The organism is Pseudomonas sp. 910_23, assembly GCF_052850795.1.
In genome coordinates, this window is the sequence record NZ_VXCZ01000017.1 from 84,782 (window position 1) to 104,850 (window position 20,069).

General features: G+C 57.9%; 18 protein-coding genes. 5 read left to right on the forward strand and 13 right to left on the reverse strand.

Going from position 1 to position 20,069, the window contains the following annotated elements; genetic code table 11:
- Window positions 1–50: 50 nt before the first annotated feature.
- The 4 genes from aroA to fadD2 all read right to left on the reverse strand — a co-directional run bounded on the left by aroA (window position 51) and on the right by fadD2 (window position 6,425).
- Complete coding sequence (gene aroA, locus FW800_RS20010) at window positions 51–1,403, reverse strand: 3-phosphoshikimate 1-carboxyvinyltransferase (RefSeq protein ID WP_005790750.1); 1,353 nt, start codon at window positions 1,401–1,403, stop codon at window positions 51–53.
- Between the two features lie 299 nt (window positions 1,404–1,702).
- Window positions 1,703–2,491, reverse strand: coding sequence for an SDR family oxidoreductase (locus FW800_RS20015; protein WP_103734752.1), 789 nt, complete (start codon window positions 2,489–2,491; stop codon window positions 1,703–1,705).
- Between the two features lie 172 nt (window positions 2,492–2,663).
- Window positions 2,664–4,355 carry a long-chain-fatty-acid--CoA ligase FadD1 gene (gene fadD1, locus FW800_RS20020; protein WP_005790755.1) on the reverse strand — a complete coding sequence of 564 codons (1,692 nt, stop codon included), beginning with the start codon at window positions 4,353–4,355 and terminating at the stop codon, window positions 2,664–2,666.
- A gap of 381 nt (window positions 4,356–4,736) precedes the next feature.
- Entirely contained in the window at window positions 4,737–6,425 is a 1,689-nt protein-coding gene (gene fadD2 / locus FW800_RS20025) for a long-chain-fatty-acid--CoA ligase FadD2 (RefSeq protein ID WP_446438304.1), read from the reverse strand.
- A gap of 210 nt (window positions 6,426–6,635) precedes the next feature.
- Between fadD2 and FW800_RS20030 the strand changes: the two genes are divergently transcribed.
- A complete protein-coding gene (locus tag FW800_RS20030; protein ID WP_446438305.1) occupies window positions 6,636–7,580 on the forward strand; it encodes an alpha/beta hydrolase in 945 nt (314 codons plus the stop codon).
- A gap of 56 nt (window positions 7,581–7,636) precedes the next feature.
- The gene (locus tag FW800_RS20035) at window positions 7,637–8,107 is read left to right on the forward strand and encodes a MaoC family dehydratase (RefSeq protein ID WP_003193747.1); all 471 of its coding nucleotides are present in this window, start codon (window positions 7,637–7,639) and stop codon (window positions 8,105–8,107) included.
- A 142-nt stretch (window positions 8,108–8,249) separates the two neighbouring features.
- Here FW800_RS20035 and FW800_RS20040 read toward each other — a convergent pair whose 3' ends face one another.
- Window positions 8,250–8,717 (reverse strand): ferritin-like domain-containing protein, encoded by a 468-nt coding sequence (locus tag FW800_RS20040; protein ID WP_446438306.1) that lies wholly within the window; start codon window positions 8,715–8,717, stop codon window positions 8,250–8,252.
- Window positions 8,718–8,921: 204 nt separating this feature from the next.
- Between FW800_RS20040 and FW800_RS20045 the strand changes: the two genes are divergently transcribed.
- Both FW800_RS20045 and FW800_RS20050 read left to right on the forward strand, forming a co-directional pair.
- Window positions 8,922–9,158, forward strand: a complete 237-nt coding sequence (locus FW800_RS20045) for a DUF3820 family protein (protein ID WP_005790761.1) — start codon at window positions 8,922–8,924, stop codon at window positions 9,156–9,158.
- A 10-nt stretch (window positions 9,159–9,168) separates the two neighbouring features.
- Window positions 9,169–10,344, forward strand: coding sequence for an aminotransferase class V-fold PLP-dependent enzyme (locus FW800_RS20050; RefSeq protein WP_446438307.1), 1,176 nt, complete (start codon window positions 9,169–9,171; stop codon window positions 10,342–10,344).
- Between the two features lie 202 nt (window positions 10,345–10,546).
- Here FW800_RS20050 and FW800_RS20055 read toward each other — a convergent pair whose 3' ends face one another.
- Genes FW800_RS20055 through zwf form a run of 3 tightly spaced genes read right to left on the reverse strand, consistent with a single transcriptional unit; the run spans window position 10,547 to window position 13,396 of the window.
- Window positions 10,547–11,212, reverse strand: coding sequence for a bifunctional 4-hydroxy-2-oxoglutarate aldolase/2-dehydro-3-deoxy-phosphogluconate aldolase (locus tag FW800_RS20055; RefSeq protein WP_032803689.1), 666 nt, complete (start codon window positions 11,210–11,212; stop codon window positions 10,547–10,549).
- 17 nt (window positions 11,213–11,229) lie between these two features.
- A complete protein-coding gene (gene pgl, locus FW800_RS20060) occupies window positions 11,230–11,943 on the reverse strand; it encodes a 6-phosphogluconolactonase (RefSeq protein WP_032879760.1) in 714 nt (237 codons plus the stop codon).
- The gene (gene zwf, locus FW800_RS20065; protein WP_032879759.1) at window positions 11,930–13,396 is read right to left on the reverse strand and encodes a glucose-6-phosphate dehydrogenase; all 1,467 of its coding nucleotides are present in this window, start codon (window positions 13,394–13,396) and stop codon (window positions 11,930–11,932) included. The genes pgl and zwf overlap by 14 nt, the downstream gene beginning before the upstream one ends.
- A gap of 219 nt (window positions 13,397–13,615) precedes the next feature.
- Here zwf and FW800_RS20070 point away from each other — a divergent pair, with 219 nt between their 5' ends.
- The gene (locus tag FW800_RS20070) at window positions 13,616–14,476 is read left to right on the forward strand and encodes a MurR/RpiR family transcriptional regulator (protein WP_169856377.1); all 861 of its coding nucleotides are present in this window, start codon (window positions 13,616–13,618) and stop codon (window positions 14,474–14,476) included.
- A gap of 72 nt (window positions 14,477–14,548) precedes the next feature.
- On the opposite strand, the gene FW800_RS20075 is transcribed toward FW800_RS20070, so the two are convergent.
- The 5 genes from FW800_RS20075 to FW800_RS20095 all read right to left on the reverse strand — a co-directional run bounded on the left by FW800_RS20075 (window position 14,549) and on the right by FW800_RS20095 (window position 19,940).
- Complete coding sequence (locus FW800_RS20075) at window positions 14,549–15,442, reverse strand: D-hexose-6-phosphate mutarotase (RefSeq protein ID WP_446438308.1); 894 nt, start codon at window positions 15,440–15,442, stop codon at window positions 14,549–14,551.
- Window positions 15,443–15,540: 98 nt separating this feature from the next.
- A complete protein-coding gene (locus FW800_RS20080; RefSeq protein ID WP_078822158.1) occupies window positions 15,541–16,890 on the reverse strand; it encodes a carbohydrate porin in 1,350 nt (449 codons plus the stop codon).
- A 137-nt stretch (window positions 16,891–17,027) separates the two neighbouring features.
- Window positions 17,028–18,191, reverse strand: coding sequence for an ABC transporter ATP-binding protein (locus FW800_RS20085; protein WP_446438309.1), 1,164 nt, complete (start codon window positions 18,189–18,191; stop codon window positions 17,028–17,030).
- 2 nt (window positions 18,192–18,193) lie between these two features.
- Complete coding sequence (locus FW800_RS20090; protein ID WP_005790778.1) at window positions 18,194–19,039, reverse strand: carbohydrate ABC transporter permease; 846 nt, start codon at window positions 19,037–19,039, stop codon at window positions 18,194–18,196.
- Entirely contained in the window at window positions 19,032–19,940 is a 909-nt protein-coding gene (locus FW800_RS20095) for a carbohydrate ABC transporter permease (protein ID WP_446438310.1), read from the reverse strand. Before FW800_RS20095 ends, FW800_RS20090 begins: the two co-directional genes overlap by 8 nt.
- Window positions 19,941–20,069 lie beyond the last annotated feature (129 nt).

The following is a 20,069-nucleotide window of genomic DNA, read 5'->3' on the forward strand; positions in this document are numbered from 1 at the left end:
TATATAGAGGGTGACCCAGGCCACCCTCCCTTTAATTCAAAGATAAAAAGTCAGACTTCAACATGCTTGGCGGCTGTCGAGCTTTCTTCAAACGACACGCCCAGACGTTCAAACTCCTGGAAGAAATCCGGAAAGGAACAATGAACGTCCTGATAACCATCCAACTCATTCAGCTGTTGGCACCGCAAGGAAGCCACAAACAATGACATGAAAATTCGATGGTCACCCCAGGCTGACAACACTGCATCACCGGCGTAACTCGGTTCACCACGAATAACGAAGCCATCGTAGACGCCGTTTTTAAACAACGGCTGTATGTCCACACCCATTTTCACCAGCTCGGTCACCATCGCCTCAATGCGTGGCGACTTGTGCAAGCGCGTAATGGAGCCGCCGGTCACTTTGAACTCACCCTGCACATAAGCACCGATCGCCGCCAGTGTCGGCACAATATTGGGGTAATCACTCGCATCGAAATGATACTTGCCTTTTAACTCAGCCAACTTATTAACAATGCGTACTTCATTGGCAGCGTCATTGAACTCAACATTGACGCCCAGCGCCTCGGCCACTTTGAGAATCGCACGCTCGCCCTGCAAACTCTTGCTGTTCATGTTCTTGAGCGTCAACTCGCCCGGAAAGATGATGCCGGCCGCGATCAAATAGGACGATGAGGTGTAGTCACCGACGATCGTATAGTTCGCGCTGCGATAGTGGCCGGGATACACCGTAATTTGTGAATAGTCAGCGTTCACGTCATAGCTGATCCCCGCAGTGCTGAGGGTTTCCAAAGTCTGCTTGATATACGAAAGCGACAGAATTTCACCGCGGATATTCACCACCGTAGGTTGTTTGGCGAGGGGGGCGCAGAACAGAATCGCAGTGATGAATTGCGAGCTGATATTGCCCTCAATCGTACACTCTCCCCCTTTATAACCCCCCCAGTTCACAATCGGGGCCTTGCCACTGTGGTTGATGCATGAAATATGGGCCCCCAGCCCTTCCAGGGCGACAAACAAAGGCTCCATGACACGCCCCCGCAGAACTTCATCACCGGTAATAACCGCCGGCGTCGTTGTAAAGCACGTCAACGCAGCAAACACTCGAAATACCAACCCGGAGCCTAGAGCGTCGATCACCTTCTTTTCGGGCTTGATCAAGCCGCCTGTGCCAGTTACCACTAATCTGCCTGGTTGCTCCTCAATAATTGCACCAATACTACGACATGCCTTTTTCATTGTTTCGGTTTCAAGGCAACGAAGGTCGTTGTAAATATAAGAAGTTCCCGAGGCGAGGCTGGCGGCAATAATTGCCCGTTGTGTTTCAGGTTTTGAGGACGGGATGGTGGCGATAGTGCCGATCGATGAGGTAGGAAAGACTTTCAAGCGTTTTTGGGTCGACATGCATTGCTCCCTAAGACAGTAGATCCAATGTGATCGGCGAGCGGGCATTACGCTCACCGACGCGACAGAAATATCTTGTTACAACCACTAAAAACCTATCCTAGGGTTTAACGCGTTTCAAATAACAAAATGGAATAAGATTGGATCCAATCTATGACTCATTGAATTTTTTCGTTTTACTTCAGTCCGTTACGGCACACAAGAAAAAGCAAAACCCATAAAAAAACCGCCATCGCTGGCGGTTTAAATTTTAAAAACCCTACTATTTCATATGGCACAACGACATCTTTGGCTATCCATTAGAAGATACCCGGGTAGGCGCCGCCATCGATAAGGATGTTCTGACCGGTCACATAGGCAGCCTGATGACTGCATAAAAAAGCGCACAATGCAGCGAACTCAGCCGGGTCACCAAAGCGCCCCGCCGGAATGGTTGCCAGTCGACTTTCAGCCATAGCGTTCACTGTTTTTCCTGAACGCTCTGCCGCCACTTGAAAGGTATTTTCCAATCGCTCGGTTTTGAACGCACCGGGGAGAATATTATTGATCGTGGTGTTTCTCGACGCGAAGTCTTTCTGACGCGCCAAGCCCGCCACAAAACCGGTAAGCCCACATCGGACTGAGGTTGAAAGCCCCAATGCATCCAGGGGCGCTTTAACCGCGCCGGAAGTTATATTGATTATCCGGCCGAAGCCTCGACCTGCCATGGAATCGATCACTGATTTGATGAGTTCGATAGGTGCCAACATATTGGTATCAATTGCTGCACGCCACTCTTGATCGGTCCACTCACGAAAGTTCCCAGGCTTGGGCCCCCCGGCATTATTGATCAATATATCAACTTGCGGGGCAGCATCGACCAATGCCTGGCGAATCGAAGGGTCAGTAATATCACCTACCACCGTGATGACTTCTCCCTCAGGGTTTCTGAGTTTCAAACGCTGTGCGGCAGCCTCTAAGTCAGGCGCCCCCCGTGCGTTAATCACGATGTTTACCCCCTCGTCCGCAAGCGCCTGGGCACAGCTATAACCCAACCCTTTACTGGCAGCGCAGACGACAGCCCATTTACCTCTAATCCCTAAGTCCATCATCACTCCTCGATCAGCCGTCAACTTGCAAGCGTCGCGTATTTAGCGAGCGTGCGTCGTTATTAGTCGATATCACACAAGCCCGTGGAGTGACAAGCCGGGCATTACGCCGCGCCAGAGGCAAAAAAATACCCCTCAGCGAGGGGTACTTTTCAATTCACGCTTTACCGGGCTATTTCTTCACACCCAGCTTTTTCAGTTCTTCATCACGCAATTCACGCCGCAGAATCTTGCCGACGTTAGTTGTAGGCAACGCATCACGGAACTCAACAGCCTTGGGCACCTTGTAGCCGGTGACGTTGGCGCGCATGTGCTCCATCACCTGGTCCTTGGTGAGGGTGGCGCCTGGCTTGACCACGATGAAGATCTTGATGTGCTCTCCGGACTTCTCGTCCGGCACACCGATGGCTGCGCACTGCAACACGCCCGGCAGGCCTGCCAGTACGTCTTCCAGTTCGTTGGGGTAGACGTTGAAGCCGGAGACCAGAATCATGTCTTTCTTGCGGTCGACAATGCGCATATAGCCGTCTGGCTGGATGATCGCGATGTCACCGGTTTTCAGCCAACCTTCGCTGTCGAGCATCTCGGCGGTGGCGTCTTCGCGCTGCCAGTAGCCCTTCATGACTTGCGGGCCTTTGACGCACAGCTCGCCGGTTTCACCCAGCGCCAACTCGGTACCGTCGTCGGCGATGACTTTACACACTGTGGACGGTACCGGAATGCCAATGGTGCCGATCTGGATATGCTGGATCGGGTTCACCGTGGCCACCGGGCTGGTTTCGGTCATGCCGTAGCCTTCGCAAATACCACAGCCGGTCACGGCCTTCCAACGCTCGGCGGCCGCCAATTGCAGGGCCATGCCGCCCGACAGGGTGACTTTGAGCGCGGAGAAATCGAGTTTGCGGAAGGCTTCGTTGTTGCACAGCGCCACGAACAGGGTATTCAAGCCGACGAACCCGCTGAACTTCCACTTCGACAGTTCCTTGACCATCGCCGGCAGGTCACGCGGGTTGCTGATCAGGATGTTGTGGTTGCCGATCAGCATCATCGCCATGCAGTGAAAGGTGAAGGCATAGATGTGGTACAGCGGCAGCGGTGTGATCAGGATCTCGCAGCCTTCGTTGAGGTTGGACCCCATCAGCGCCTTGCATTGCAGCATGTTGGCGACGAGGTTGCGGTGGGTCAGCATCGCGCCCTTGGCCACACCGGTGGTACCGCCGGTATATTGCAACACCGCCACATCGCTGCTGGCCGGGCTGACATCATTCACCGGCTGGCCATGGCCCTTGGCAAGCACGTCATTGAACGTGATGGCCTGGGGCAAGTGATAGGCCGGGACCATCTTCTTCACGTACTTGATCACGCTGTTGATCAGCAGGCGCTTGAACGGCGACAGCAGGTCGGCGACTTCAGTGACGATCACATGCTTGACGGCGGTCTTGGGCACGACTTTTTCAGCCAGGTGCGCCATGTTGGCCAGGCAAACCAGGGCCTTGGCCCCGGAATCATTGAATTGATGTTCCATTTCCCGCGCGGTGTACAGCGGGTTGGTGTTGACCACGATCAGGCCGGCACGAATGGCGCCGAACACGGCGACCGGGTATTGCAGGACGTTGGGCAGTTGCACGGCGATTCGATCGCCAGGCTTCAAGTCGGTATGCTGTTGCAGATACGCGGCAAATGCCCCGGACAATTCGTAGAGTTCACCGTAGGTGATGGTCTTGCCCAGGTTGCTGAAAGCCGGTTTGTTGGCGAAGCGCTGGCAGGACTGCTTCAGTACCGCCTGAATATTCGGATACTCGTCTGGATTGATCTGTGCAGCAATCCCGGCGGGGTACTTATCCTTCCAAAAGTCTTCATTCATGGAAGCCCACTCCTCAGCGACGCGAATTCATCATCGCATTTGATGCGATTATTATTGGTGTATGTTTTTAGGTGAATCTGGCGCTTTCAAGCAGGCCGAGACGTCACAAAGCGCGCCGAGAGTAGCAGCTTTGCCGAGGGCCGCCTAGAGCCAAAAGAGGGCCCTACAGTCATAAACATGACTCAAGAATATCCAATGGTCACTTTTAGAGCAAAAATTCTATATCAATGAAATACGCTCTGGAATGGGCTTTCCTGGGCGACGGATAACAAATGTGGGAGGGGGCTTGCTCCCGATAGCGGTGGATCAGCCAAAGACTCTGTTGACTGACACACTGTTATCGGGAGCAAGCCCCCTCCCACATTTTGACCCTATTTCAATTCAGGCGATGTCGCGAAGCTCGCGCCGCAGAATTTTCCCCACCGGCGTCATCGGCAAAGACTCCCTCAGCACAATGTGCTTGGGCACCTTGTACCCCGTGAAATTGGCCTTGCAGTACGCCTTCAGCTCCTCAATGCTCACCCCTTGGGCCCGCGCTACCACGAACAGCTTCACCGCCTCCCCCGTGCGCTCGTCCGGCACGCCGATCACCGCGCAGCTGGCTACGGCCGGGTGGGCCATCACCACATCTTCGATTTCGTTGGGATAGACATTGAAGCCGGAGACGATAATCAGGTCTTTCTTGCGATCAACAATGCTGACATAGCCGTCGGTGTCGATCACGGCAATGTCACCGGTCTTGAGCCAGCCTTCAGCGTCCAGGGTTTCGGCGGTGGCCTGGGGTTGCTGCCAGTACCCCTTCATCACCTGCGGGCCCTGGATGCATAACTCGCCGCGCTCACCCAACGGCAGTTCGTGCCCTTGATCATCAACCACTTTCATGGCTGTGCCCGGCACCGGAATGCCCACGGTCCCCAGGCGCGACAGGCCGCCGTACGGGTTGGTGCTGGCCACCGGTGAGGTTTCGGTGAGGCCGTAGCCTTCGCCGATGGAGCAACCGGTCAGCGCCTTCCACCGTTCCGCCGTGGCCTTGACCAGAGCGGTGCCGCCTGAGTTGGTGATCTTGAGATGGGAGAAATCCAGGCTCTTGAAATCCGGGTGATCCATCAACGCCACAAACAGGGTGTTGAGCCCCAGCAGCCCGGTGAAGCGCCACTGCTTGAGCTCCTTGATAAAGCCGCCAATGTCCCGTGGGTTGGTGATCAGCACGTTGTGGTTGCCGGACACCATCATGCACATGCAGTTCGCCGTGAATGCATAGATATGGTACAGCGGCAGCGGTGCGATCATGACCTCCTGCCCTTCCTTGATCAGCGGGTGGCCGTCTTCACCCAGTTGCGACATGCACGCCCGCACCTGCTGCATGTTCGCCACCAGGTTGCCATGGGTGAGCATCGCGCCCTTGGCCAGGCCGGTGGTGCCGCCGGTGTATTGCAGCACGGCAATATCGTCCAGGGTTACCGGATGGCGCATCACCCCAAGGCCCGCGCCCATGCGTAACGCACGCTTGAACGACACGGCCCGTGGCAGGTGGTAGGCCGGGACCATCTTCTTCACCTTGTCGACCACGGTGTTGACCAGCCAGCCTTTGGCGGCGGGCATGAAGTCGCCCATCCTGGCTTCGATCAAGTAGTCGATCTCGGTGTCGGTGCAGACCTCCTGCACCCGCGAACCGAACAGGTTGAGGTACACCAGCGCCCGCACACCTGCGTCCTTGAACTGGTGGCGCATCTCGCGGGGGGTGTACAGCGGGTTGGTATTGACCACGATCAGCCCGGCGCGCAATGCGCCGAATACCGCAACCGGATAATGCAGCACATTAGGCATTTGCACCGCGATGCGCTCGCCAGGCTTGAGGTCGGTGTGCTGTTGAAGGTAACCGGCGAACGCCGCACTCTGGCGTTCAAGCTCGGCGTAGGTCAGGGTAATGCCCATGTTGCTGAACGCCGGACGGTCGGCAAAGGTCTTGCAGGAACGCTCGAAAACTTCGATCACCGACTTGTAGGTGGTGAGGTCGATGTCATTGGGAACGCCCGCTGCGCGTTTGTCATTCCAGAAATCAGGTTGCATTATTCTTGTCCTCTTACCTGAGTATGTCCGGCCGCTTTAAGCGTTTATAAAAAGCGGAGCTTTGGGGACGTTAGCAGCTATGAGCAAACAGGCAAATACGCTAAATCGTGTCATTGATTGTATGAATCTTGCGTCTAACGTGTAGGCAGATACCCCGCAACTCTGCGAATGAGCTATACACTGCAACGACCCTGAGCAAAGGAAGCCGCCATGACCCACAGCACCTTCTGGCTGACCGCGAATGACCACAGCCGCCTGTACGTCAATCAATGGCTGCCAGACACCCCGCTCAAGGCGGTGGTGATGCTCTCCCACGGCATGGCCGAACACAGTGGTCGTTATGCTCGCCTGGCCGACGCCTTGTGCAGCGCCGGCTACGGGGTGTATGCGCTGGACCAGCGCGGTCATGGGCGTACTGCCGATGAGGGCACCCTAGGGCTGTACGCTGAAAAGGATGGCTGGAACAAAGTGGTCGGCGACCTGGCCAGCCTCAACCAGCATATCGGCCAGCAAAAACCGGACCTGCCGATTATTTTGCTCGGCCACAGCATGGGCAGCTACATCGCCCAGGGCTATTTGCTGCACCACAGCGCCAGCCTGCATGGCGCGATTCTCAGCGGTTCGAATTTCCAGCCGGTAGCGTTGTATAGCGCGGCACGGCTGATCGCACGTATCGAACGCATGCGCCAGGGGTTGCGCGGCCGCAGTGCGTTGATCGAGTTCCTGTCATTCGGCTCGTTCAACAAAGCGTTCAAACCCAATCGCACCGCCTGCGACTGGCTGAGCCGCGACCCGGACGAAGTCGACAAGTACATCAACGACCCGCTCTGCGGTTTTCGCTGCACCAACCAGTTGTGGATCGACCTGCTGGGCGGCTTGCAGCAAATCAGCAAAGCGTCCAATCTCGCGCAGATTGACCCGGGCTTGCCGATCCTGGTGATGGGCGGCGAATGTGATCCGGTAAGTGAAGGCAAGCGTCTCAAGGACCTGGCCCATGCCCTGCGTGAGGCCGGCTGCCAGAACATACAATTGAACCTCTACCCGCAGGCGCGGCATGAAGTATTCAACGAAACCAACCGTGATGAAGTCACCGCCGACCTTCTGAGCTGGCTGGAACAGGCGCTGACGTTGCGCAGGCCAACCCGCTGCGAATAGTTTTTGCTTTAAAATCAGCCGATTAATTACCGATAAGCCACAGGATGCACCTTTAGATGACCCAGGTAACCAACACCCCGTACGAGGCGCTCGAAGTGGGCCAGACCGCCAGCTTCAGCAAGACCGTCGAAGAGCGTGATATCCAGTTGTTTGCCGCCATGTCCGGCGACCACAACCCGGTGCACCTGGATGCCGAATACGCCAAGGCAACCATGTTCAAGGAGCGCATTGCCCACGGCATGTTCAGCGGTGCGCTGATCAGTGCGGCCGTAGCCTGCGAGCTGCCTGGGCCGGGCACTATCTACATCGGCCAGCAAATGACCTTCCAGAAGCCGGTCAAGATTGGCGATACCCTCACCGTGCGTTTGGAAATCCTTGAAAAACTGCCGAAGTTTCGCGTACGCATCGCTACACGCGTATTCAACCAGCGTGATGAGTTGGTGGTAGATGGCGAGGCAGAGATTCTGGCGCCGCGCAAGCAGCAGGTGGTGACGTTGACCGAGTTGCCGCCGATCAGTATTGGCTGAGGCTGACTGCAATCTCTGCATTTACACAATACAAATGTGGGAGGGGGCTTGCCCCGATCGCGGTGAGTCAGTCACTCAACAGGTCGACTGACTTACCGCGATCGGGAGCAAGCCCCCTCCCACAATTGTTACTGTGCAGGTCTCAGGACTGAGCACGAGCCTGGTTACGCAGGGCTTTTACCTGGTCGTGGTTGCGCTGTACGCCGTGGTACTGACGCTCCACCAGGTCACGAATGCCCAGCAAGTTGTGCTTGTTGATCTTCTCGATCGCTTCACGGTAAGCCTTCAGTGCGTGGTCTTCACCGCGCTCGGCTTCGTTCAGTACCGCTTCTTCATCCTTGCCAGTGACCATCGACTTCACGTCGACCCAGCCACGGTGCAGAGCACCCGCTACGCTGCCGGAATCTTCCGGATCGCCACCCAGGGCACGCACGGCGGTTTTCAATTCAGCGGCAGCAGTGGCGCAATCAGCAGAGCGCTTGGCAAACAGGCCCTTGAGTTCCGGATGCTTGATATCTTCAGCGCATTCCTTGAAACCCTTTTGGCCGTCGATGCTGGTTTCGATCAGGTCGTTCAGTACGGAGATCGATTCTTTATTGATGTCAGTCATTTTTCAATTCCTTGTACGGGTTAGAAGGGTGTCTTGGTTATTGCAGCGCCCGTGCCAGGTTTTTAAAAATTAACTTATCCTTTAATTTCAACAAGTTATGAAATATTGAACCATCTGTATGTGCGTTATTTGCATGATCTGTCATTTGGCCTTCATGCAGAATGCCTGTATTTTCGAAGACCTCGCCTCAATCCCGCGAAGCTCATGAATCCTGAAAAACTCGAACTGCTGATCACCCGCGAAATGCCCTTCGGCAAATACAAGGGCCGGATCATCGCCGACCTGCCTGGCCCCTACCTGAACTGGTTTGCCCGTGAAGGTTTCCCCCACGGCGAATTGGGCGGTCTGCTGGCCTTGATGCAGGAAATCGACCACAACGGCCTGGCCGAACTGCTCGAACCACTGCGGGCCAAACACGGCAAACCTGCCCCCCGCCATTAAGAGACTCGCCATGCCAAGGAATGCCGACAACGAACGCCACTGGCACACCATCGCCCAGCGCTATGAGCTGCAACCCGGGCCGATCAACCTGGAAAACGGCTACTTCGGGCGTATGAGCCGTGCAGTGCAAGCGCAATACCTTGAGCACATCAGCTTTATCAACCGCAGCAACTCGGTGCATGTGCGCCAACGTTTCGAGCAAGGTGAAAACGTCGAGATTCGCCGCACGCTGGCGGCATTGATTGACGTCGACCCCGAGTCGATCGCCTTCACGCGCAACGCTACCGAAGCATTACAGTCGCTGATCCGCAACTACAACCGCCTGCAACCCGGCGACCAGGTGCTGATCAGCGATTTGGAGTACGACACGGTCAAGGGCGCCATGCGCTGGCTTGCCGATGTTCGCGGCGTGGAGGTGATCGAGGTGTCACACACCCACCCGGCCAGTTTCGACAGCCTGGTGCAGACGTATAACAAGGCGTTCACGCAGTATCCGCGTCTTAAACTGATGGCCCTGACGCATGTCACTCACCGCACCGGCCTGGTGATGCCCGTTGCGGCCATCGCCCAGGCTGCGCGGGAACAAGGGATCGACGTGATCCTCGACGGCGCTCACGCCCTCGGCCAGATCGAGTTCAACCTCGCAGAACTGGACATCCAATTTGCCGGCTTCAACCTGCACAAATGGATTGGCGCACCGCTGACGCTGGGCTTTATGTACATCGCCCCGGAACGCCTGGCCGATATCGACCCGGACATGGGCGAGTTTCACTACCCCGCCACTGACGTGCGCGCTCGTACGTCCTACAGCACACCCAACTTCCCAGCGCTGATGACTTTGCCGCTGGTATTTGAAGAGCATCGAGACCTGGGTGGCGCGGCGGCCAAGGGCGCACGGGTCAATTACCTGCGGGATCTGTGGGTAAACCAGGTGCGCCCCTTGCCGGGCATTGAAGTGCTGACCTCGGATGATCCGCGGCTGTATTGCGGGATCACCGCGTTCAAGTTCCTCGGGCGGGATCAGCAGGTGATGGTGGATCGTATGCTCAGGGACTACGACTTGTTTACCACCACGCGTGTGGGTGCGTCGTTTGGCACCTGTATTCGGGTGACACCAGGGTTGGTGACATCGGCAGCGGACATCGACGTGCTAGTCAACGCCATTAACCAGTTGAGCACAGATTAAACATGTGGGAGCTGGCTTGCCTGCGATGGCGGTGTATCAGCGCAAGAGATGTCAGCTGAGCCACCGCTATCGCAGGCAAGCCAGCTCCCACAGTTGAACATCGGTGTTCTTGAGGTTTCTGCAGGCAAAAAAAAGCGGCACACCGACCAAGTGCACCGCAAAAATGCCGTTAAGCACAGCAACAACGATTCTGTAAATCCGCTCAGTCCAGCAGCGCCAGCGCCTGTGCGGTAACTTCCTGGATGCGTGCCCAGTCGCCGTTCCTGACCCACTCAGGATCAAGCATCCAGCTACCGCCCACGCACATCACGTTTTTCAACGCCATGTAGCTTTTGATATTGGCCGGGCCAACGCCGCCGGTCGGGCAGAATTTCACTTCGCCGAACGGGCCGCCAAGGGCCTTGATCGCGGCAACGCCACCGCTGACTTCCGCCGGGAACAGCTTGAAGCGGCGATAACCCAGGCCGTAGCCTTCCATGATACCGGAGGCGTTGCTGATGCCCGGCAGCAGCGGGATCGGGCTGTGTACCGAGGCTTCCAGCAGGTCGCGGGTAATGCCAGGGGTGACGATAAATTGCGAGCCCGCCACTTCGGCCGCTTCGAGCATGTGACGATCAAGCACAGTACCGGCACCGGTGCACAGCTCAGGACGTTGCTCGCGCAAGACCTGAATGGCCTTGAGGCCGAACTCGGAACGCAGGGTCACTTCCAACGCGGTCAAACCGCCAGCTGCCAGGGCATCGGCCAGCGGCAGGATGTCCTGCTCGCGGGCGATGGTGATCACCGGCAGGATCCGCGCCTTGGCGCAGAGACTGTCGATCAAGGCAACTTTATCCGCCATGGACACGGTCGGTTGAGGGCTTTTCATAGCGGCTGATCCTTGGCTCATGGGCACCAGTAAATCTCGAGAGTAGGTTGCAAAAACGCGCGAATCGGCATGGCAGCAACATCGTCGCTGGCCAGCGCGGCGCTCAAGGTGGTCAATTTCGAACTGCCGGAAATCGACAGCACGGTGTAGTTGGCCGTCGCCAGCAGCGCACGACTCATGGTCAGGCGCTGGTGCGGCACGGTTGGCGCCAGCATCGGCCAGCAACGGCGAGTACCGTCGGCCTTCAGTGCCTCTGCCAGGTTGGGGCTGTTGGGGAACAGCGAGGCGGTGTGGCCGTCATCGCCCATGCCCAGCACCAGCACATCAATGCCGGGCAGTTCGGCCAGCAGGCGATCGGCCTGCTCGGCAGCGTCTTCAAGGTTGGCGGCGGCACTGTACAGGCTGAGGAACCTGGCCGCGGCTGCCGGGCCTTGCAGCAGGTGCTGCTTCAACAAGCCGGCATTGCTGTCGGCGTGTTCGACCGGTACCCAGCGTTCATCGGCCAGGGTGACGGTGACCCTGGACCAGTCCAGCCCCTGCTTGGCCAGGTTCTGGAAAAACGCCACAGGGCTGCGTCCACCGGACACCACCAGCGTCGCCTCGCCACGGGCGCTGATGGCAGCGCGCAGTTGTTCGGCCACGTCATGGGCCAGGCCATCGGCCAGCAGCGTGGGCGTACGGTACTCATGGGCAGTAACGCCCTGAGGCAGTTTCAATTCAGATATCGCCATACCACGACCTCCCATCCCGCGTAATCAGTGCAATCGAGCTCATCGGCCCCCAGGACCCCGCCGCATACGGCTTGGGTGCATCACCGGACTTTTTCCAGCCGGCGATCAACTGGTCACACCACTTCCACGCAGCTTCGATTTCATCTTTGCGAACAAACAGGTTCTGATTGCCGCGCATCACTTCCAGCAACAACCGCTCGTAGGCATCCGGGATGCGTGCGCTGCGATAGGTGTCGGAAAAATTCAGTTGCAGTGGCCCGCTGCGCAGTTGCATGCCCTTGTCCAGGCCCTGCTCTTTGGTCATCACGCGCAAGGAAATACCTTCGTCCGGTTGCAGGCGAATGATCAGCTTGTTGCTGATCTGCAGGCGCTGCTCGGGGGCGAAGATGTAGTGGGACGGTTCCTTGAAATGGATGACAATCTGCGACAGCTTTTGCGGCATACGTTTGCCAGTACGCAGGTAGAACGGCACCCCGGCCCAACGCCAGTTGCGAATATCGGCACGCAGGGCGACGAAGGTTTCGGTGTCGCTCTGGGTGTTGGAATTGTCTTCTTCCAGATAACCCGGCACGGCTTTGCCCGCACTGTAGCCGGCAATGTATTGGCCGCGTACCACCTGGGTGGTCAGGCCCTCGGGGCTGATCGGCGCCAGGGCCTTGAGCACCTTGACCTTCTCGTCGCGGATACTGTCGGCGGACAGGTCGGCCGGCGGGTCCATGGCGATCAGGCACAGCAACTGCAGCAGGTGGTTCTGGATCATGTCACGCAGCTGGCCGGCCTTGTCGAAGTAGCCCCAACGGCCTTCGATGCCGACCTGCTCGGCCACGGTGATTTCCACGTGGGAAATGTAGTTCTGGTTCCACTGGGTTTCGAACAAACTGTTGGCGAAACGCAGGGCGATCAGGTTCTGGACGGTTTCTTTGCCCAGATAGTGGTCGATACGGTAGGTGCGGTTTTCCGGGAAAAACTGCGCCACCGCATCGTTGACCTTGCGCGAGGATTCCAGGTCAGAACCGATGGGCTTTTCCAGGACCACGCGGGTGTTTTCCGCCAGGCCCACCTTGGACAGGTTCTCGCAGATAGCCCCGTACACCGCCGCGGGGGTGGCGAAGTAGGCGATCAGGCGTTGTTCGCCGCCGACCTTCTCGGCAAGGGCGACGTAGTCGTCAGCCTTCATGAAGTCGACATGCACGTAGGCCAGGCGCGCAAGGAAGCGCGCGGCCACGGCCTCGTCGAGTTCCTTGCCGACGTATTTACGCAATTCTTTTTCGATATGGGCCAGATGTTGCTGCTCGCTTCCGGCTTCACGGGCCAGGGCCAGGATGCGCGTATCGTCGTGCAGCAGCCCGGCGCCATCGAGTTGATAGAGGGCAGGAAATAACTTGCGCAGCGCCAGATCACCCAAGGCGCCAAACAGGGCAAAGGTGCAGGGTTCTACGGTTATCGAAGGCATGATGTTTGTTCTTTTATCAAGTTAAGCTACAAATACCTTTTTTCAAGGCATCACTCAAGGAAAAATGTAGTAATAACCACAACATTTTCCGGAAATACGCATTGCGAGTGGTGGTGTTCAGCTACCCTCAGTAGGATAGGCCACCGCGAAAAGCCAGTCGTCGATTGGTTGCCGCCCTTTATTTGCATCGTCGCCCGAAGGAAAGACTGAATGGACCGCGTGCGAAATCTTCTGGAACAGATCCGGAACCGCCTCGAAGAATTAAACAAGGCCGAGCGCAAAGTCGCTGAAGTCATCCTGCTCAACCCGCAGCAGGCTACACGCTTCTCGATCGCCGCCCTCGCCCAGGCCGCCTCGGTCAGCGAACCGACGGTCAACCGCTTCTGCCGTTCGTTCGGCGTCAGCGGTTACCCTGAACTTAAATTGCAGTTGGCGCAAAGCCTGGCCAGCGGCGCCGCGTATGTCAGCCGTGCCGTGGAGGCCGATGATAACCCCGAGGCCTACACCCAGAAGATCTTTGGCAGCGCCATTGCGTCCCTAGACAGCGCTTGCCAGGCCCTGGACCCGGCGCTGATCAGCAAGGCGGTGGACTTGTTGATCCAGGCGCGCCAGATCCACTTCTTCGGCCTGGGCGCCTCGGCGCCGGTGGCCATGGATGCGCTGCACAAATTTTTCCGCTTCAACCTGGCAGTGACCGCTCATGCGGACGTGCTGATGCAGCGCATGATCGCTTCGGTAGCTCATACCGGCGAGCTGTTCGTGATCATTTCCTACACCGGACGCACACGCGAACTGGTGGAAGTGGCGCGTATCGCCAGGGAAAACGGTGCGTCAGTGTTGGGCGTGACCGCCGAAAACTCGCCGCTTGCCAAGGCCAGTACAGTAAGCCTGAACATCCCGTTGCCGGAAGACACCGATATCTACATGCCGATGACTTCTCGGATCATCCAATTGACCGTGCTGGATGTGCTGGCGACCGGCATGACCCTGCGTCGCGGGGTGGATTTCCAGCCGCATTTGCGCAAGATCAAAGAGAGTTTGAATGACAGCCGGTATCCGGTGGGGGATGAGTTCAACTAAGCCTGGACCTGTGTTGGCTGCACTGGCCTCATCGGGAGCAAGCCCCCTCCCACATTTGAAGGTATTCACAAATCAAACTGTGGGAGGGGGCTTGCTCCCGATAGGGCCCTCAGCCATACGCCTAAGCTCCGCCCTGGCCTGCAGACTCAAATGCGCCCTCTCCCCCGGCGCCAGGCTCGCACCGGCCATCGCCGACTCCACGCACACAAACCCCGACGCCTCGTTAAAGCTCACGCCCAACAGCGGTCGGCTACCTGGATGCCACACAACCGTGTCGGCGCTGTCGCCGGTGTCGATGCACAGTTCACGCTGCCAGGCGTGGTCCTTGAGCTGTAGTTCGCCCTCATGCTGGAACACCCGCTGGCAACCGCCATCGACCCGCAGTTCACCTTCCTGCTGGCAGACCTGACGGTTGAGCTGATCATAACCTTGCGCGCCGTCGAGCCCAGACAGCGCTACCTCGTCAACGTGACCAATACGCCAGTAAGCGTGCAAAGCATGGCTCAACTGGCACGGCAACTCGTCCTGGTGCTCGGTGCTCAGGCGCAGTTCCAGGGTTTCGCCCAAGTGCGCGTGCAAGTCCACCTGCCAGTCGCACAATTGCAATTGCCAGTGCAGGCGCACGCCATCGTCATCGGTGCTGCTGTCGAGCAGCTTCCAGTCAATCAGGCGCGCCCAGCCATGGGACGGCCATGCGTTTTCGCTGGGGTGACGGCCATACCACGGCCAGCACACCGGTACGCCACCACGGATAGCCCCGACTTGCGGCCATTTGGCGGCACACCACAGCCACGGCTTCTGGCCCGTAGGTTGAAAGTGCAGCAATTGCGCACCCTGGCGACTGAACACCGCCTGGCACAGGGGGTGGTCGATCACCAACACATCGCGCATCTGAAAGCGCTCCCAGGCGAACACCGGTCGCTCGCGCAGGGATTTGAAAAAGCGTTGCAGCGGTTGCTCATGCATGTGCACAGGTTCCGAATATCACAGTGCAAGCCAAAAAAAAGCGGATAGCCATGGCTACCCGCAAATGCGCACAGAGAGAGGAGCTTATCGCAACAGCGTTAGAAGGTAGACTGAATTTTCAGGCCGGCGACCAAGGCGTTGTCGACTTGATCCACACCACCTGGGTGGGTGATGTATTGCAGGTTAGGGCGTACGGTCAGCCAATTGGTGACATGGAAGCCGTAGTTGATTTCGTAGTTGTATTCGGTACCTTGCAGCGGCATGTAACCGGCCTGGCTGTAGTCAGTGAAACCACCTGCCGCGTTACGTAGCTCTGCGGTTTTCTTCACGTCATCGTTGACATGGATACGGGCAAAACCGATGCCGATGTCATCCTTTGGACGCGCATCGAACGGGCCCTTGTACACAAACATCAGCGACTGATAGTTGTCGATGAAGTTGGTGTCCTTGTCGTGGAAGGTGACGTTAGCCGCAACGTTCAGACCACGGGAGGCATCACCATTGTGAGTGGTGAGTTGCTGTTGCACCACGCCCCAGTAGCCGCTTTTGCTGTTGCGAACGCGCAGGGCATCGCCAGTGGCGCCAGCGTCGCCGCCGTTGACGTCTTCGCGCACATCATCAGCGTCAGCCGTGCTCTTGTAGTAACCCACGCGGTACTCGCCCGGCAGGCCATTGACCTTCGGCGACCACACCAATTCAACTGGCAACACGGTGCCCTTGGTGCCGCTGCCGCTGAGCTTGAAGCCGTTGCCCATTTCGGTTTGCGATGGGTTCTGGTTGTACGCGCCAATTTGCGCATACAGTTCAGGCGTGATGTGGTATTTCACACGCAGAGCGGCCTGGCTGACGGGCCAGTTGTACCAGATGTTGGTGGCCCAGTTACCCACTTGGGAACCGCAGAACGCCAGGTTCTGGAACTCGCAGGGGAAGGTGTTGAAGTCTTCGCCTTCACCGAAGTAACCGGCTTTGACGTCCAGCTTGCCGTCGAGGAACTGGTGCTGGATCCACAGTTGGGTCAGACGCACCATGTGGCCACGGCCATACACTTCCTGCGATGAACTCAAGGTGCCAGCACGCGGGTCACCAACACGGTCGTTGGAGATGTTCTCGCCATTACGATTGGTCAACTGGATCTTGGCCTGGGTGTTATCCCAGCCCCACAGTTTTTGCAGGTCCAGTGCCACGCCAAGACCAAACTGGTCAGAGTAGCGACCGGTCTTGTCGTCGTTGTAGCCACCGTGAGCGTTGTAGCCCATCTCCCCAACGTAGTCGGCCTTGATGTCGATACCTTGCTCGATCAGCTTGGTACGCTCGCCGCCCCAATCGCCGGTCATCCACTTGGAATCGGCACTGAAGGCTTCATCCGCCATCGCATTGGCGGACAAAACCAGGGCTGCTACCGCTGACAGCTGGCAGATCAGCCGGGTGTTGTTGTGTTGCTTTTTCATCCCTACATCCTCGTCTTTATTGTTATTAAACTGTTTTTATCTAACGCGGGTTACATTTTTTAATTAAAACAACTGGTTATCTTCTTTTTCCTGTGGGAGCCGGGCTTGCCCGCGATGCAGGCGCCTCAGTCCTGCAGTTACAACGCGGTGACACCATCGCGGGCAAGCCCGGCTCCCACAGATGCCCCCAGTGAGCCAGCAGTCCCCAATCGCTCACCGGTCTTGGCGTCAAACAGCAACACCTTGGCCGGGTCGAATTGCAGCGTCAGTGTCTCACCCACCTGCGGCGCGACGTCCGGCGCCAAACGGCAGCAGACCTTGGTGTCGTTGAGCTGCACAAACACCAGCGTGTCCGGGCCGGTCGGCTCGGTCACCTGCACTTCGGCACGAATACTCGACGAGCCATTGCCCTCGCCCGCCGCCAACACGATCTGCTCCGGGCGCAGGCCGAGGATCACATCGAGGTCTTCAAGCCCGGCGTCATTCATGCTCAGCGGCAACTCGCAACGGGCCTGGCCGCTGTCCAGCAGCGCGACCAGGCGACCGTCCTTGCGTTGCAGGCGCAAAGGCACGAAGTTCATCGGTGGTGAACCGATAAAGCTTGCCACAAACAGGTTGGCCGGGTCGTTATAGATTTCTTTCGGCGTGCCGAATTGTTGGATGATGCCGTCCTTCATCACCGCCACTTTGTCGCCCAGGGTCATTGCTTCGATCTGGTCGTGGGTGACGTAGACGGTGGTGGTTTTCAGACGCTGGTGCATCAGCTTCATTTCGGTGCGCATCTCGACGCGCAATTTGGCGTCGAGGTTGGACAGCGGTTCGTCGAACAGGTAGATCTTCGGCCTGCGCGCCAGCGCTCGGCCCATGGCCACACGCTGCTGCTGGCCACCGGACAGTTGGCCCGGCTTGCGGTTGAGCAGGTGTTCGATCTGCAGCAGCTTGGCCACGCGTGCGACTTCGGCGTCGATGTCGGCTTGCGGCATCTTGCGAATCTTCAGGCCGAACTCGATGTTCTCGCGCACGCTCATGGTCGGGTACAGCGCATAGGACTGGAACACCATGGCGATGTCGCGGTCCTTGGGGCTCATGCCGCTCACGTCTTGATCACCGATCATGATCGCGCCGCCGGTAATGGTCTCAAGCCCGGCGATGCAGTTCATCAGCGTGGACTTGCCGCACCCCGAAGGGCCGACCAGGATCAGGAATTCGCCTTCCTTGATCGACAGTTCGATGTTCTTCAAGGTGTCGGGCAGGCCGGCGCCGTAGGTTTTGTTTACATTGCGAAGTTCAAGCGTAGCCATGATTACCCCTTGACCGCGCCGGCCGTGAGGCCGCGCACGAAATACTTGCCTGCGATCACATAGACCAGCAGGGTCGGCAGCCCGGCGATCATCGCCGCCGCCATATCCACGTTATATTCCTTGGCCCCGGTGCTGGTGTTGACCAGGTTGTTCAGCGCCACCGTGATGGGCTGGGAGTCGCCACTGGAGAACACCACGCCGAACAGGAAGTCGTTCCAGATCTGGGTGAACTGCCAGATCAGGCAGACCATGATGATCGGCGTCGACATCGGCAGAATGATCTGCCGGAAGATGGTGAAGAACCCCGCACCGTCCAGGCGTGCCGCCTTGATCAGCGCATCCGGGATGCTTACGTAGTAGTTACGGAAGAACAGCGTGGTGAACGCCAGGCCGTAGACCACGTGGATAAACACCAGGCCGGTGGTGGTGCTCGCCAGGCCCATCTTGCCGAGGGTGAACGACGCGGGCAGCAGCACGGTCTGGAACGGCAGGAAGCAGCCGAACAGCAACAATCCAAAGAACAGTTGCGAACCTCGGAAGCGCCAGAACGACAACACATAGCCATTCAAGGCCCCGATGGCGGTGGAAATCAGCACGGCTGGAACGGTGATCTTGATCGAGTTCCAGAAGTAGCCATCCACAGTGGCCCAGGCCTTGACCCAGCCGATGCCACTGACCACGGTCGGCCAGCTCAGCAGGTTGCCGCTGCTGATGTCTTCGGGAGTCTTGAAGCTGGTGAGCAGCATCACCACCAGCGGCACCAGGTACAGCAGCACGGCGAGGATCAGCACCGCATAGATCGCGATACGACTCAGGCTGATGGCAGGTTTGGAGGCGAGACTAGTCATTACGTTTGGTCCTCAGCTCGGAATAGAGGTACGGCACGATGATCGCGAGGATCGCACCGAGCATCAGGATTGCACTGGCCGAGCCCATGCCCATCTGGCCACGGCTGAAGGTGAACGAGTACATGAACATCGCCGGCAGATCGGACGAATAGCCCGGGCCACCCGCGGTCATCGCCGCCACCAGGTCGAAGCTCTTGATCGCAATGTGCGCCAGGATCATCACTGCACTGAAGAACACCGGACGCAGGCTTGGCAGCACCACGCTCCAATAGATGCGCGGCAGGCTGGCGCCGTCGATCTGGGCGGCGCGGATGATCGATTGATCAACCCCACGCAGGCCAGCCAGGAACATCGCCATGATAAAGCCCGAGGCTTGCCACACAGCGGCGATCACCAGGCAGTAGACCACGCGGTCGGGGTCGATCAGCCAGTCGAGACGGAAGCCTTCCCAGCCCCAATCCCGCAGAAGTTTGTCCAGGCCCATGCCCGGGTTGAGCAGCCATTTCCAGGCGGTACCGGTGACGATCATCGAAAGCGCCATCGGGTACAGGTAAATGGTGCGGATAAAGCCTTCGCGGCGGATTTTCTGGTCGAGGAAAATCGCCAGCAGCACACCGATCACCAGGGTGATGCCAATGAACATGCCGCCGAACAGCGCCAGGTTTTTGCTCGCCACCCACCAACGGTCGTTGTCGAACAAACGCTCATACTGAGCCAGGCCCGCCCATTTGTAGCTGGGCAGGAACGTGGAAGTGGTGAACGACAGCACGAACGTCCACAGGATGTAGCCGTAAAAGCCTACCAGCACGATGAACATGCTCGGCGCCAGCACCAGTTTGGGTAGCCAGCGTTGCAGCACATCGAACGGCGAGGCCTTGCTGAACACAGCAACAGAACTCATGGGAAAATCCACTACAGGGAAAAAGGACTACAAGGTGAGTCTCTTGTCGAACGCGGTTTGTGTGGGAGCTGGCTTGTCGAATCGTCGCACCGCTGCGATGGCATCACCTCGGTGTAACCGGTACACCGA